This is a genomic window from Pseudomonas sp. TUM25319, from assembly GCF_056388475.1.
In genome coordinates this window covers 3,042,106-3,054,863 of record NZ_CM150751.1, presented here as the reverse complement: position 1 = coordinate 3,054,863, position 12,758 = coordinate 3,042,106, and the positions used below count along the sequence as shown (strand labels likewise).

General features: G+C 64.5%; 15 protein-coding genes, 1 tRNA gene and 1 pseudogene. 7 read left to right on the top strand and 10 right to left on the bottom strand.

Annotated elements, in window-relative coordinates; translation table 11 throughout:
- Window positions 1–73: 73 nt before the first annotated feature.
- The 5 genes from AC05QJ_RS14330 to AC05QJ_RS14310 all read right to left on the bottom strand — a co-directional run bounded on the left by AC05QJ_RS14330 (window position 74) and on the right by AC05QJ_RS14310 (window position 3,474).
- The gene (locus AC05QJ_RS14330; RefSeq protein WP_476747475.1) at window positions 74–907 is read right to left on the bottom strand and encodes a FecR family protein; all 834 of its coding nucleotides are present in this window, start codon (window positions 905–907) and stop codon (window positions 74–76) included.
- Window positions 904–1,437: an RNA polymerase sigma factor gene (locus tag AC05QJ_RS14325; RefSeq protein ID WP_476747474.1), complete on the bottom strand. Its 534-nt coding sequence runs from the start codon at window positions 1,435–1,437 to the stop codon at window positions 904–906. The genes AC05QJ_RS14330 and AC05QJ_RS14325 overlap by 4 nt, the downstream gene beginning before the upstream one ends.
- A gap of 90 nt (window positions 1,438–1,527) precedes the next feature.
- Window positions 1,528–2,148, bottom strand: coding sequence for a LysE family translocator (locus AC05QJ_RS14320; RefSeq protein WP_476747473.1), 621 nt, complete (start codon window positions 2,146–2,148; stop codon window positions 1,528–1,530).
- Window positions 2,149–2,160: 12 nt separating this feature from the next.
- Complete coding sequence (locus AC05QJ_RS14315) at window positions 2,161–2,568, bottom strand: DUF2000 family protein (protein WP_476747472.1); 408 nt, start codon at window positions 2,566–2,568, stop codon at window positions 2,161–2,163.
- A 51-nt stretch (window positions 2,569–2,619) separates the two neighbouring features.
- The gene (locus AC05QJ_RS14310) at window positions 2,620–3,474 is read right to left on the bottom strand and encodes an AraC family ligand binding domain-containing protein (RefSeq protein ID WP_476747471.1); all 855 of its coding nucleotides are present in this window, start codon (window positions 3,472–3,474) and stop codon (window positions 2,620–2,622) included.
- Window positions 3,475–3,517: 43 nt separating this feature from the next.
- Here AC05QJ_RS14310 and AC05QJ_RS14305 point away from each other — a divergent pair, with 43 nt between their 5' ends.
- The 4 genes and pseudogenes from AC05QJ_RS14305 (at window position 3,518) to AC05QJ_RS14290 (ending at window position 6,640) form a co-directional block, all read left to right on the top strand.
- Window positions 3,518–4,009, top strand: a complete 492-nt coding sequence (locus AC05QJ_RS14305) for a MaoC family dehydratase (RefSeq protein WP_476747470.1) — start codon at window positions 3,518–3,520, stop codon at window positions 4,007–4,009.
- A 121-nt stretch (window positions 4,010–4,130) separates the two neighbouring features.
- A pseudogene (locus AC05QJ_RS14300) lies at window positions 4,131–4,976 on the top strand (LysR family transcriptional regulator); the annotation flags it as partial.
- A gap of 66 nt (window positions 4,977–5,042) precedes the next feature.
- Window positions 5,043–5,465: an NUDIX hydrolase gene (locus AC05QJ_RS14295; RefSeq protein ID WP_476747944.1), complete on the top strand. Its 423-nt coding sequence runs from the start codon at window positions 5,043–5,045 to the stop codon at window positions 5,463–5,465.
- A 134-nt stretch (window positions 5,466–5,599) separates the two neighbouring features.
- Window positions 5,600–6,640, top strand: a complete 1,041-nt coding sequence (locus AC05QJ_RS14290) for a hypothetical protein (RefSeq protein WP_476747469.1) — start codon at window positions 5,600–5,602, stop codon at window positions 6,638–6,640.
- A gap of 4 nt (window positions 6,641–6,644) precedes the next feature.
- Here AC05QJ_RS14290 and AC05QJ_RS14285 read toward each other — a convergent pair whose 3' ends face one another.
- A complete protein-coding gene (locus tag AC05QJ_RS14285) occupies window positions 6,645–6,851 on the bottom strand; it encodes a DUF3079 domain-containing protein (RefSeq protein ID WP_476747468.1) in 207 nt (68 codons plus the stop codon).
- A 102-nt stretch (window positions 6,852–6,953) separates the two neighbouring features.
- Window positions 6,954–7,823: a helix-turn-helix domain-containing protein gene (locus AC05QJ_RS14280; protein WP_476747467.1), complete on the bottom strand. Its 870-nt coding sequence runs from the start codon at window positions 7,821–7,823 to the stop codon at window positions 6,954–6,956.
- A 286-nt stretch (window positions 7,824–8,109) separates the two neighbouring features.
- Here AC05QJ_RS14280 and AC05QJ_RS14275 point away from each other — a divergent pair.
- Window positions 8,110–8,184, top strand: a tRNA-Gln gene (locus tag AC05QJ_RS14275).
- 24 nt (window positions 8,185–8,208) lie between these two features.
- Here the strand turns inward: AC05QJ_RS14275 and AC05QJ_RS14270 are convergent.
- Window positions 8,209–8,484 carry a hypothetical protein gene (locus tag AC05QJ_RS14270; protein WP_476747466.1) on the bottom strand — a complete coding sequence of 92 codons (276 nt, stop codon included), beginning with the start codon at window positions 8,482–8,484 and terminating at the stop codon, window positions 8,209–8,211.
- Between the two features lie 5 nt (window positions 8,485–8,489).
- On the opposite strand from AC05QJ_RS14270, the gene AC05QJ_RS14265 reads away from it, so the two are divergent.
- Window positions 8,490–10,193, top strand: a complete 1,704-nt coding sequence (locus AC05QJ_RS14265) for an amidase (RefSeq protein WP_476747465.1) — start codon at window positions 8,490–8,492, stop codon at window positions 10,191–10,193.
- 99 nt (window positions 10,194–10,292) lie between these two features.
- Here AC05QJ_RS14265 and AC05QJ_RS14260 read toward each other — a convergent pair whose 3' ends face one another.
- Together AC05QJ_RS14260 and AC05QJ_RS14255 are read right to left on the bottom strand one after the other, a co-directional pair.
- A complete protein-coding gene (locus AC05QJ_RS14260; protein ID WP_476747464.1) occupies window positions 10,293–10,556 on the bottom strand; it encodes a hypothetical protein in 264 nt (87 codons plus the stop codon).
- 117 nt (window positions 10,557–10,673) lie between these two features.
- A complete protein-coding gene (locus AC05QJ_RS14255; protein WP_476747463.1) occupies window positions 10,674–11,534 on the bottom strand; it encodes a hypothetical protein in 861 nt (286 codons plus the stop codon).
- A 97-nt stretch (window positions 11,535–11,631) separates the two neighbouring features.
- Between AC05QJ_RS14255 and AC05QJ_RS14250 the strand changes: the two genes are divergently transcribed.
- Window positions 11,632–12,699 carry a helix-turn-helix transcriptional regulator gene (locus AC05QJ_RS14250; RefSeq protein WP_476747462.1) on the top strand — a complete coding sequence of 356 codons (1,068 nt, stop codon included), beginning with the start codon at window positions 11,632–11,634 and terminating at the stop codon, window positions 12,697–12,699.
- Window positions 12,700–12,758 lie beyond the last annotated feature (59 nt).

Sequence of the window (12,758 nt, the reverse complement as noted above, 5' to 3'; positions counted from 1 at the left end):
TGACGTTCACAGGGAGTGGCGAATGGGCGTCGAAAAATGTTGAGGTCAGAAATGAAAAATATTCTCTTTTCCGCTAACGGGCCTTGATCGATATGCTTCCGTCAGCGGCGCGGCTGAGGCTGATCGGCAGAATCGACGGCAACAGCGCCAACAGCGGCTCCACCGCATCGCTGTCGAATTCGCCGGACAAGCGCAACTGGCCGAGCCGCGGATCGACCAGGCGAATCGGCGCCTGGCGGTAGCGCTGCAGATCGGCGACCACATCCTGCAAGGGCGTACCGTCGAAGCGCAGTTTGCCCTGTTGCCAGGCCGTGACCCGCCCCGGGTCAGCCGTCGTGACCGGTCCGGCGTGGCGCTCGCTGGCAAGCAGTTGCTGGCCGCCCTGCAGACGCTGTGGCGCCAGTGCCGGGCTGGAAACCTCCACTTCACCTTGCACCACGGTCACCGCGACCCCGCGGCTGTCGCTGCGCACATTGAACACCGTGCCGATATCCCGCACCGCGACGCCCTGACTGCGCACGATGAACGGCTCCGGACCATGGGCGACGGTGAAGGTCGCCTCGCCCTCCAGCAGTTCGAACTGACGGCTGCGAAAGCGATGCTCGATGCGCAGGTGTGTCGCGCTGTTCAGCATCAGCTGGCTGCCATCGGCCAGTTCCACACGCTCGCGGCCACCCACGGCAACGTGCAGGTCATCGCTGTAGTAGGCAGGATCGAGGATCCACAGCGCACCCGCCAGCAACAACGCCGACACCGTCCCGCCCAGCACCTGCCTGCGCTGACGCTCACGGCGAAGCTGCGCCCGGGCTTCGGCCAGCAATGCCTCGCGGGAAGGCACGCGCTCGCGCAAGGCCTGCTCGAATGGGGTAAGGGCGTCGGGGGGCGTGTGCTTCTCCGGTGGTTTCATTTTCCTGCCAGCGCCCGGCGCGCGGGTTCCCAGTCGCGCACGATGGCCTGCATCGCCCGACCAAAATGCTGGGTGACCATGTTCAGGGAAATGCCCAGGTCGCTGGCGATCTCCCGCTGTGCCATGCCGTGGATACGGTGCAACAGGAACACCTGTCGGGCCCGGGCGGGCAACGCCTCGATGATCGCCAGCAAGGCTTCGAGCTGCTGCTCCAGGTCCAGGCTGGCGGCACCGTCCTGTTCGTGGACGTGCCAGTCCGGTACCTCGGAGGTGAACTCGATGAAGCTGCCGCGCGTGTTATCGGCGCGCCGGCGGTCGATGGCCTTGTTGAAGGACACCTTGCGCAGGAAGGCGAACGGCAGCTTCACCGGTTGCTGCGGTGGTTTCTCCAGTAGCTGTACGCAGACGTCATGCACCACCTCACGCGCAAACTGCGAACCCTGGAAGCGACGGCGGATGTACTCCACCAGGTCGTCATAATGCAGGGCCAGCGCCCCGATCAACTCGGGATTGGAGGAGGACTTGGTCATGGTGTGCAGGCATGCGAATGAAAGTGAATCGCATTATAGACACGTCATCCCGCGATCCGGTAGGCGCGGGCCCGCCCCTTCCCCTCACACTCAGGTCCACACCAGCTCGGCCAGCAGGCCCGCTGCCAGCACGATCATCACCGCCCCCGACAGCCGCCCCATCAGCCGCGCAGCCGCCGGGCGGGTCTTCAGCGCCGCACTCGCTCCCAGCCCCACCATCGAATACACCACCGCGCAACTGGCGGTGTACACCAGCCCGAGCACGGCGATCTGGGTGGACAGGCTCCAGCTCGCCTGAGCGCTGGTCCAGGGCGGTACGAAGGCGAGGAAGAACAACAAGCCCTTGGGGTTCAGCCCGCTGACCAGGGTGCCGCGCAGGAACTGCCCGGTGCGGGTCACACCCCCTGTCTGATGCTCGCCGGCCTTCGGCACCGGCGGATTGCGCAGCAGGCCGACGCCCAGCCAGCCCAGGTAGCACGCGCCCACCAGGGTCAGACCGGTAATGAAGGCCGGGTTGCTGCCGCCTACCACGGCAAAGCCCGTCGCCACCGCCAGGGTCAGGCCGATATAGCCCACCAGCAAGCCGGATACCGCCGCCATCACGCCCCGTCCGCGCACGCCGGCGGCGATGGCGTAGGCCCAGTCCGGCCCCGGGATCACCACGAAAATCATCGAGAAAGCCCAGAAGGCCCACACCGTTGCACTGCTCATCCGTCCGCTTCCTTATCCGTGCAACGCCAGGCCTTTGATGGCTTTGTCCACCGCTTTCTTCGGGCCACGCAGGGCCAGGCCCACCAGGTTCAGGTTGGCCGGATCCTCGGCCAGGAAGACCTCGCGGTTGGCGGCATCGTGGCCGGTGGAGAACATGGCGAAGACGTAGGGCGACAGCGTCAGTTCCCGCTCCAGGCCAACCCGGTGGGCCTTCTGCAGGCCGGCCAGATCGGCCTCGAAGATCATCATCGGCTGGCCGAACAGGTTGCCGTACTGGCGACCGGCGGCGTCCACGTACGGCTCGCCCATCACCTCGGGGGCCGCTGAGGCGATGCCGGTGGAAAGAAAGGCGACCACGTTCAGGCGCTGCCAGGTGGCAAGGTCGTTGCGCACGACAATGGCGACTTTGGTATCGAACATCTTGAACTCCCATTCATGGCTGAGGCGCCATGATCGGAGCAGGAGGCGGGATCAGTCTGTAAGGTTTGTGCACTGCTTCCGATAAGCCGCCGGCGTCATGCGGAACGCCCGGCGAAACCACAGCCCCAGGTGACTCTGGTCGGCGAAGCCCACCTCGGCGGCGACTTCCACCGGCGCCATGCCACGGGCGAGCAAGGCCCGTGCGGCGCGCAGGCGCAGGCGCACCAGATAGGCGTGGGGCGATTGGCCGAAGGCTTTCTTGAACTGTCGGGTGAGGCGGAAACGATCTACGCCCGAGTAAGTGGCCAGCTCTTCGAGGCTGATGTCATGGGCCATCTGCGCATGCAGGAAATCCCGCGCCCGCTGCAGTTCCAGCGGCGAATCGCGGCGCAGCGACGGCGCCTTCAGGTACAGGTGGCGCGACAGCAGGTTCAGCAACTGGTCCAGGCACTGGTCGCGGGCCAACCGGCCCTCGTTCTGGTGCACGGCGACAAACGCCTGCTGGATCGCGCCGATCAGTTGCGCATCGTCGGTGAGGGTACTGTGGAACGCCGCCTGCAAGGCCGAAGCGTCACCCAAGCCCAGTCGTTCGGTCATGCCCGAGACGTAGGCCTGCGGCAGGTAGAGCATGGCGTAGGTGAAGCCTTCCGCCTCCGGCGCATGGCCGTCGTGCACCGCCCCCGGCTCGATCAGGATCGCCCGGCCCGGCGTGCTGACGTGCAGCGAGCGGTTGCAACTGAACTGCTGCACGCCCTGCTGGGTAATGCCCACCAGCATCTCGTCGTGGTCGTGGGGATCGTAGGCGTGGCCCTGGAAATGCGCGTGCACGCTTTCGATGCCGGTTTCCTGGTCACGGCGCATGCGAATCCAGTCGCTGTCGGGGGTGTCGCGGGCATCAACGCTCATAACGACTCGTCGGGGGTTGAATGTCGGCTCGGGAGTCAGGACGATGAACCTCGACCAGACCCTATCGGAGGAAAACAAAATGGAAGCAGGAAAAATCCGAGAACCACTCTATCTGGATGACCTGGCGGTTGGCGATGTTTTTGTCAGCGACCGTTATCTGCTGACCGCCGAAGAAATCATCCGCTTCGCCGGCCAGTTCGACCCACAGCCGTTCCACATCGACCCGGAAGCGGCGAAAGACACCTTCTTCCAGGGCCTCGCCGCCAGTGGCTGGCACACTGCGGCCTTGACCATGAAGCTGCTGGTGACCAGCTTTCCCCTGGGCCGTGGCGTCATCGGTGCGGGCGGTGAAATCAGTTGGCCGCAGGCGACCCGGCCAGGGGACGAACTCAAGGTCACCAGCACCCTTCTGGAGATCAAACCGTCGCGCTCAAAACCGGACCGGGACATGGTGCTGGTGCAGTCGATCACCACCAATCAGCGGGACGAGGTGTTGCAGAAACTCACGTCGAAGGTGTTGTGCTTCCGCAAATAGGCACCGCACCGGACATGGACGCTAACGCCCGGTCATGAGTCAGGCGATGGCTTGACCCGTCCGACTTATGCCTTACATTTGTGCACCTGGATGGTCGACACACTGAGCATTGATTGCACCTATGAAACGCCTTGAATGGGACAACCTGCATGTGCTGCTGGCGGTAGTGCGCAGCGGCAACCTGAAACGTGCGGCCCAGCGCCTGCGCCTGAGTACCGCGACGCTGTCGCGGCGGCTCGATGCCCTGGAGGAACAACTGGGCGGGCAGTTACTGGAGCGCACCTCCACCGGCTGCTTCCCCACCGCTTTCGGCCAGCGCATCGCCGGCTGGGCTGAGCAGATGGAAGGCGCAGCCAACGAAATCCTGCGCGAGGCCGACTCGCCGGAAACGGTGGAAGGCACGGTACGGGTGAACGCCGATGAGTGGCTGTCATTCCTGGTCACCGCCCTGCTCGCGCCGATCCGTACCCGCTACCCGCAGTTGGACATGGAAATCCTCACCACGCCTTTCCCGGTCAACCTGGCCCGGCGCGAAGCCGACCTGTCGCTGCGCTACACCCGCCCGGAGTCCAGCGACCTGATCGCCGAACCCCTGGGTGAAATCGAATTCGCCCTCTACGCCTCCAGCCCCTATGCGGCACAAAAACGCCAGGCGCTGACGGAGCGCAACTGGGCGGCGCTGGACTTCGTCGGCCTCGACGAGTCACGCATGGACCAGACCATGGAAGCCTGGTGGGAACGTCTGGACGGCGCACCGGCGCCCTGGCTGCGCTGCAACCACACACTCGGGATCTACGATGGCGTGATTGCCGGCGGCGGCGTGGGCATCGTGGAAAAGCGCACCGCCCGCCTCACCCCCAGCCTGGAACTGGTGATGGACGTGCCGGAGCTGAGCCGCGAAGTCTGGCTGTGCACCCACCGTTCCATGCGCGAAAGCGCGCGGATCAAGTCGGTGCGGGACTTTCTGGTGGAAACCTGGCCGCATCAGGAAGCCGTGCCGCTGTGCGGCAATCCCTTTGCGCCCCTCTCCACCCTGTCAGCCACCAAGGCCTGCCCGATCGTGCTGCTGCCCGGCCAGCCGCCCCGCATCCTGCTGTTTCGCCACCCACAGGCCGGCGTACAACTGGTCAAGGGCAGCATCGAGCCTGGCGAAACGCCGGCCCAGGCGGCGCTGCGGGAGCTGAAGGAAGAGTCGGGAATCGGCAACGCCAGGGTGGTGACGGATCTTGGCACCTGGGATGCCGGGCATCAGGGGCAGGTCTGGTCGTTCCACCTTTGCGAAGCCGAGGCGCCGTTGCCGGAGCAGTGGAGCCACCAGACCGAGGACGACCACGGGCACCGCTTCAGCTTCTTCTGGGCGGCGCTGGATGAGCTGCCGTGGGAAGAGTGCCATCCGCTGTTTCAGCGGGCGCTACGCTTTTTGCTCGACGGTCGCCTCGGCTCGACAACACGGTAGCCGCTCGATGCAGACGCCCGCTCGCAACAGACTGGCGTTGCCCTCTCCCGGTGTCGCCCTGCCCATGCCGGAAGGTAGACGGCAATGATGGCATTTCAGTAGCATCCACGCTTCGACTCACTCAAGGACGATCCGTGAACATGCCTGTTCTCTCGCCGCTGCGTCTGTTCACCCTGGCCGCGGTCAGCCTGCTGGCCGGCGGCTGCAGCATCCATGGCAACTACCAGGACCCCGTACAGGCCGACGCGGCCAAACTGCGCTTCATTACCAAGGTCGACAGCACCTCTCTCAGCCTGTTCGACACCGAGCATTGCCAGGGTCGAACTGCCGGCCTGCTCAACAACCTGCTCACGGCCGATACCGTGCGTCGGGCCGACATGAAGGCCCCTGCGCCAGATAACGCCGGACCTTACATCGAGGTTCGGCTCGCGCCCGGAAAGGAACAGTTGCTGCAGACCAACACCATCACCACCGGCTACGCGGTCTGCACCACGTACATCAACCTCACGCCACAACCCGGATCGGAGTATGAACTGACCCTGGTCCGTGAAGGCAATCGCTGTGTGACCTCACTCACCACACTGCACCAGCTCAACGGGAAAACGGCACGGCGAGTATTGCCGATCAGGGGCGAAACACTGCCCGCCTGCGCCGGCACATCCCCGCTTTTCCCGCGCTTCGACCCGCAACCCGATACACCTGAACGCACGGCGATGATCGACAAGATCATCAGCGATAGCATCACCCCCGCCATGAGAGCGCCCGATCCCATCAGGGATCCGGCCGCGGTGGCAACGCGGGTGGTTGCCGAGGTCGACCAGCGCAAAGCACTGCTGGAGTTCTCCATGCCCGACAGCTATTGGGCCGAGTACCGGGAAAACTGGGCCACCTTCATCGACGCCCTGGAGACACGAAAGCCGCAGCTACTGGGACACTACCAGGACGACTCGCGCAAGCGCCTGCGCTCGCTGCAGACCGACGAACTGACGGCCCTGGCGAAGTTCAGCAGGCCGGATCAGCCGAACGCGAAACTCTTCAGGCCCTACCTCCCTTCGTACGACTACATGATGGGTGACATCCTGAAAGACGAGTACGGCAAGCTCAACACCCGCCTGGCCGAGCTGGACAAGCGCTACGACGTCTGCTCGCGCTCCGTCGACTGCTGGAAGAACTGATGCCTCAGGCCGAGGGCGACGGGTCCTCGGCCTGCGGTGCAGCCAGCCCCCAGTCGCCCTGCTCATGCCAGTCTTCGCCAAAGGTCTCAGCCGGGTGCATGGTCCGGTCCGCGCCATTGCCGCAGTCCAGCTTGCTCGCGGCGCAGTAGCGATCGCAGCCCCAGCAGACGCGTTCGGGGTGCTTGGGGTTGAGGGGAAAAGGCTTGGCCATGACAGGCGTCCTTGTTGCGCAGTGATGGAGCTTCACCCTACCCCGCGCCGGTTCGCACGGGCTTGATCGGGGTCAATCCGGGCCTTGCCGGCAATGAGGCCATCACGACCGCTTCAAGGTCGCCTTGGGATACTCCCCGAACAACGCAAAATACGCCTGGGAAAAGCGCCCCAGGTGCCAGAACGACCAGCGCATCGCCACCTCGGCCACGGTCACCCGGGCCGGATCAGAAGCCAGCAGGTCGCGCCGGACGGCGTTCAGGCGGCGATTCCTCAGCCACACCGTCGGCGGCATATCGGCGTAGTGCATGAACGATTGCTGAAGATGACGCACCGACACCCCAGCGGCGCTCGCCAGGTCCAGAACCCCGAAGCTGTCCTGCGGGCAATCGTTGACCAGCGCCTTGACCCGCTCCACCACCCGCCGTGCCTGGCACTCGGCACGCCCGCGCCGGCCGACGTCCATTGCCTGGTCCAGCAGGGCGAAGCAACCATCGGCGATCTGTCGGGCGAAGCCGGGCGCCGCGACATCCACCTGCCCCTCGACCACTTCCGCCAGCACGCTGCTCAAGGAGCTGGCGAACGAGCGGCAGCCGCTGGAGCGCAGCGGCTGCAACACCAACGGGTGGAAGTCCGCCGCCGATCGGTTCCAGGCCGCGGGCTGCTTCAGCACCACAGCCACTTCGCGGTAATTCTCGGGGGTGACCCAGCCATTGCGGGTCTGACCGTCCAGCAAATAGAGCGCGTCGTCGCTCATGTCGAAGCTGAACACCAGGGCATCGGCCGGCGCGTGGAATTCCTGCTCAACCCGCAGGTTCATGTGTTCTTCGTAGAGCTCGAGGGCATCGCTTTCAGCGTGGACCAGCCGGCCATGGAAATGGCCGGACGACATCTGCGTGTACTGCTCCTGCCAACCGGGCAGCGCCACCCGGTGCTCGTTCACCTCGTGAGCTTCCAGCACTTTGATGGTCATGCACGCACCCTTTGCTCTTGTTGGTTTCGTTGCGTCAAACGTCGTCAAGAATAATAAACACGGTCTGTCGGCGTCAAAGGTCGTACGGGCGCCGATCGCCTACGCGAGGGCCTCGCAAAACTAAGTCGCTGTTTAAAAACGCTTTATTTGCAAAACAGGGCTTCACAGACGTAACAAAAGTTGTTAAATTGCCGCCCATCCTGCAGCGAGCCACACCGCTCAAGGCGAAATTCCTTTTCGCACGCCGCAGGATTCAGCAATCGGATGGTTCTTCATCCATCGCTACAGGGGCGTCGCCAAGCGGTAAGGCAGCAGGTTTTGATCCTGCCATGCGTTGGTTCGAATCCAGCCGCCCCTGCCATTTTCCCTTCCAGGTCTCCTTCTCTCATCCGTTTCCGATGCCTCGGCCTTCGGCGATTGTCCGTTCATATTTTTCTACACGCTCGTCGCCTGAAATGCCCTTGGCTGGTGAAAACACCGGGCTTTGTGCTGTCCCCCATTCCCTTGTGACGCGCCAAGTGTTAAAAATATCGCCCGCTTTAGGCCATGCCTGTTGTGTAAAACCGTACAACGGCGGATCGAACGAGAAAACAATTTGAAAAGCGTGATGTCCCTGCGTGAGGGAAGTACCTTCCCTGTTACCTGTCAGCCACCGGAGCAAGCTGCATGATCGAGGTTACCGAAGTTTCCATTGCCCAACTGCGTGCCGCGCTCGAGTCCGGCCAGACCACCGCGGTCGAGCTGGTCAAGGCCTACCTCGCCCGGATCGATGCCTACGACGGTGCCGATACCGCCACGGCGCTGAATGCCGTGGTCGTGCGCAACCCCGAAGCCCTCGCGGAAGCCGAAGCCTCCGATGCCCGTCGCGCCCGTGGCGAAACCCTCGGCCCGCTGGACGGCATTCCCTATACCGCCAAAGACAGTTACCTGGTCAAGGGCCTGACCGCGGCTTCCGGCAGCCCGGCCTTTGCCGAACTGGTCGCCCATCGCGACGCCTTCACCATCGAGCGTCTGCGCGCGGCCGGCGCCATCTGCCTGGGCAAGACCAATATGCCACCGATGGCCAACGGCGGCATGCAGCGCGGCGTCTATGGCCGGGCCGAGAGCCCGTATAACGCCGCCTACCTCACCGCCCCCTTCGCCTCCGGCTCGTCCAACGGCGCCGGTACCGGCACCGCCGCCAGCTACTCGGCGTTCGGCCTGGCCGAGGAAACCTGGTCCAGCGGTCGCGGCCCGGCCTCGAACAACGGTCTGTGCGCCTACACCCCATCGCGCGGGGTGATTTCGGTACGCGGCAACTGGCCGCTGACCCCGACCATGGACGTGGTGGTGCCCTACGCCCGGACCATGGCCGACCTGCTGGAAGTGCTGGACGTGGTGGTCGCCGAAGACAAGGACACCCGTGGTGACCTGTGGCGCCTGCAACCCTGGGTGCCGATCCCGAGTGTCGATTCGGTGCGTCCGGCCTCCTACCTGGAACTGGCGGTGGACGCCAAGGCCCTGGCCGGCAAGCGCCTGGGCGTACCGCGCATGTACATCAATGCCGACGAGCTGGCAGGCACCTCCGAAGCCCCGGGCATCGGCGGTCCGACCGGCCAGCGCATCAACACCCGCGCCTCGGTCATCGACCTGTGGAAACAGGCCCGCGCTGCGCTGGAGGCTGCTGGCGCTGAAGTCATCGAAGTGGATTTCCCGCTGGTGTCCAACTGCGAGGGCGACCGTCCGGGCGCGCCGACCGTGTTCAACCGCGGCATCGTCTCGCCGGAGTTCCTCCACCATGAACTGTGGGATCTGACCGCCTGGGCCTTCGACGACTTCCTGCAGGCCAATGGCGATCCGAAGCTGAACCGCCTGAAAGACGTCGATGGTCCGAAGATCTTCCCGCACGATCCGGGCACCCTGCCCAACCGCGAAGGCGACCTCGCCGCGGGCATGGACGAATACGTGAGGATGGCCGAACGCGGCATCACCCCGTGGAACGAGATCAGCACCGTGCCGGACGGCCTGCGCGCGCTGGAGAAGACCCGCAAGCTCGATCTGGAAGACTGGATGGACGCGCAGAAGCTGGACGCCGTACTGTTCCCCACCGTGGCCGATGTCGGCCCGGCGGATGCGGACGTCAACCCGGAATCGGCGGATATCGCCTGGAGCAACGGTATCTGGGTGGCCAACGGCAACCTGGCGATCCGTCACCTGGGCGTGCCCACCGTCACCGTGCCAATGGGCGTAATGGCCGATATCGGCATGCCGGTGGGCCTGACCTTCGCCGGTCGTGCCTATGACGACTCCAACCTGCTGCGCCTGGGTGCGGCGTTCGAAGCCACCGGCAACCGGCGGATGATTCCACCGCGTACGCCGGCGCTGGGCTGAGCGACTGCCAATGGCCTGACAAGCCAGCTTCCACAGAGTCATCGGGGCCAGACTCGATACCTGTGGGAGCCAGCTTGCCGGCGATGGGCCCGTTGAAGGCTAAGAAGCCGGACTCCCCTCCTCCAGCTGCCGGGCCGCTTCAACCCCGGCGCTGGTCAACTTGATCGGAAACACCACCGACGGCTCATGTTCCTCCACCGTCACCGGGTTGCCCTGAATCAGGTTGCGTTCCTGCAACGTCTTCAACATCCCCGCCACGGCTTTCTCACCGCGGTAGTTGTCGAGAATCTCCTTGCCCAGTCCCTGCGGATGCGCGTGCAGCAACCGGGTCAGGACTTCACGCTCCAGTTCATCGTTACTCATGCATACCTCTCTGCCCAAAAGGGCCGTGCGGGTGGTCGATGAAGCTGTGACCCACCGGGCCGGGCAGAGATTCATTCGGGATGCCGTGCCAGGCCCTGCAGTCCTGTACCGCCCTTATTACTTGCCCAGGTCATAGCCGATCATGAAGCACGCCGCTTCCAGCGCCCGCAGTGGCGTGACCGGACCAGTGACGCGGTTGAAACGGCTGTCATTGGCCGCCGGATGCGCCAGCACTGCACTCAGCAGCCAGCTGGCCCGCAGGTTCCAAAGGGCGTGATGGTGACCGGCACGCAGACGCTTGAACTGCCACGGGCCTTGACCCGGATTGCGCCGCTTCGGCGTGGTGCTGGTGCTGGCCTCCTTGGCCGCCGCCCACGGGAAGCACAGCTCCGGCGGCACCCAGCCCAGCGTGTTCGCCTCGCAATACTTCACCACCAGCCAGCCCAGCGCGGCCGCCACACGGCTGTCGTAGATCAGAAAGTCATCGCAGATCAGCGAGTAGACCTTGGTCATGCCCGAATTGAAGCGCAACCCCTTGGCCCGCAGCACCGGTACCTGCGGATCGCCAGCATCCAGGGCCGCCTTGACCTGCCACAGGGTGTCCGCCAGGCCCTTGCCATTGGTTTCGAGCCATTCGTTGTTGCGCGCCGTGACGCCACCCCAGGCCATCACCTCCTTTGCACCTTGCAACACACGGCCGTCATCGCCTTTCGCCGCCAGCAGGTCAAGGCGCAGCGCCTCCAGCGCCAGGCCATTGCTGCGCGGGCAATCGCCGGCGGCGTAGGCCAGCCGCTCGTTACCCGGATGATTCCAGCGGTACCGCTCGAAGGCGTCGAACAGGCTGTCGCACTGCCACGACTGGCCACCGCGACGCTGCACATAGTGGTGGCGGAACAACGAATCCGACTCAAGCTCGGCCGCCAACCAGTCGATAAAGCCGGCAACGTGAGTAACTGCGAGGTAGGACTGACGCTTCATGTAATGCTCCTGTGGGCTGGTGCAGGCCCTATCGCCTGTCAGCCCGGGTATGAAAACAGCCAGCCTTGCCACTTTCTGTCCAGGTCCATCCGATTCGATGAAAAATTTTGAAATTCGCCGTGAGCGCCTGATCCAGGTGCTGGGCCGTCAGCAACACGCGCTCCCTGCCTCCAGACTGTACGAACTGATGCGCGGAGGGGATACGGAATGGTCGGGCTCGTTGAAATCCATCACCCGTGACCTCGATTACCTCGAATCCGAAGTGCTGGTGCAGCGCGAGGACCAGGGCGACGGCCTGCCCATCCTGTGGCGAATCAGCAAGTACCAGCACGAGCTCAAGCTGCTGCCCATCGAAGCCATGACCCTGTCGGCGATCTTCGACCACGCCGAACGCTTCGGCCTCAAGGCCCACACCGAACAGCTCACCGACCTGCGCAAGTTTGCCACCCGTGCAATGAACCACCAGACCCGGCGCGGCATCGACCTGGGCCGGCGCATCACCTCCGGCACCCGCTTCACCCTGCTCAAGCCGGGCCGCTACGCCCCCGCGCTGCTGCACCGCATCCAGTTGGCGATCTACCAGGACGAACCCCTGGCCGTGACCTACCGCCCGCGGGATGCGGACGATGCGCTGTGCGTCTACCAGCTCAAGCCACTGGCGCTGTCTCACCAGGACTCCAACACCTACCTGTCGGCGCTGGTGGCCGAGGAACACTGGCTCGACGGCTACCAGCCCGACCCCGACAGACCGCGAGGCAAATACGGCAGCAACGGCCCCGGCGAACTGTGCGCGCTGATGTTGCACCGCATCGTCAAGGTCGACACCGGAAGGCTGAACATCCCCGACCCGGACAATTACGACGTGCATTCGCTGGAGGCCCAGCGGCACCTGATGACCATTCACGGCGACCGCGAAATCCGCCTGGAACTGCGCCTGAGCGCCAACCTGTACAACCGGTTGTGGGAAAACCCGCTGGCCGACGACCAGACGCTGGAGCCGGAGGGTGGCGAGCATTGGCGGTTGAGCTGCGGCATCCTCGACAGCCAGGGGTTGCGGCTGTTCCTGATGAGCAATGCGGCGGATATCGAAGTGATCGGGCCGCTGGAGTTGCGCGAGCATGTGCGGGATCAGCTGCTCAAGGCAGTGGCGCTGTATCGGCAGTGATGGCATCGCGCAAGCAAGCGAAAAGCCAGGTCGGGACAACTGTCTTGTGCAGAATCCTG

Bases quoted from the DNA above. Each gene is read 5' to 3' on its own strand.
- AC05QJ_RS14330 (WP_476747475.1), bottom strand. From the start codon at position 907: ATGAAACCACCGGAGAAGCACACGCCCCCCGACGCCCTTACCCCATTC.
- AC05QJ_RS14325 (WP_476747474.1), bottom strand. From the start codon at position 1,437: ATGACCAAGTCCTCCTCCAATCCCGAGTTGATCGGGGCGCTGGCCCTG.
- AC05QJ_RS14320 (WP_476747473.1), bottom strand. From the start codon at position 2,148: ATGAGCAGTGCAACGGTGTGGGCCTTCTGGGCTTTCTCGATGATTTTC.
- AC05QJ_RS14315 (WP_476747472.1), bottom strand. From the start codon at position 2,568: ATGTTCGATACCAAAGTCGCCATTGTCGTGCGCAACGACCTTGCCACC.
- AC05QJ_RS14310 (WP_476747471.1), bottom strand. From the start codon at position 3,474: ATGAGCGTTGATGCCCGCGACACCCCCGACAGCGACTGGATTCGCATG.
- AC05QJ_RS14305 (WP_476747470.1), top strand. From the start codon at position 3,518: ATGAACCTCGACCAGACCCTATCGGAGGAAAACAAAATGGAAGCAGGA.
- AC05QJ_RS14285 (WP_476747468.1), bottom strand. From the start codon at position 6,851: ATGGCCAAGCCTTTTCCCCTCAACCCCAAGCACCCCGAACGCGTCTGC.
- AC05QJ_RS14280 (WP_476747467.1), bottom strand. From the start codon at position 7,823: ATGACCATCAAAGTGCTGGAAGCTCACGAGGTGAACGAGCACCGGGTG.
- AC05QJ_RS14265 (WP_476747465.1), top strand. From the start codon at position 8,490: ATGATCGAGGTTACCGAAGTTTCCATTGCCCAACTGCGTGCCGCGCTC.
- AC05QJ_RS14260 (WP_476747464.1), bottom strand. From the start codon at position 10,556: ATGAGTAACGATGAACTGGAGCGTGAAGTCCTGACCCGGTTGCTGCAC.
- AC05QJ_RS14255 (WP_476747463.1), bottom strand. From the start codon at position 11,534: ATGAAGCGTCAGTCCTACCTCGCAGTTACTCACGTTGCCGGCTTTATC.
- AC05QJ_RS14250 (WP_476747462.1), top strand. From the start codon at position 11,632: ATGAAAAATTTTGAAATTCGCCGTGAGCGCCTGATCCAGGTGCTGGGC.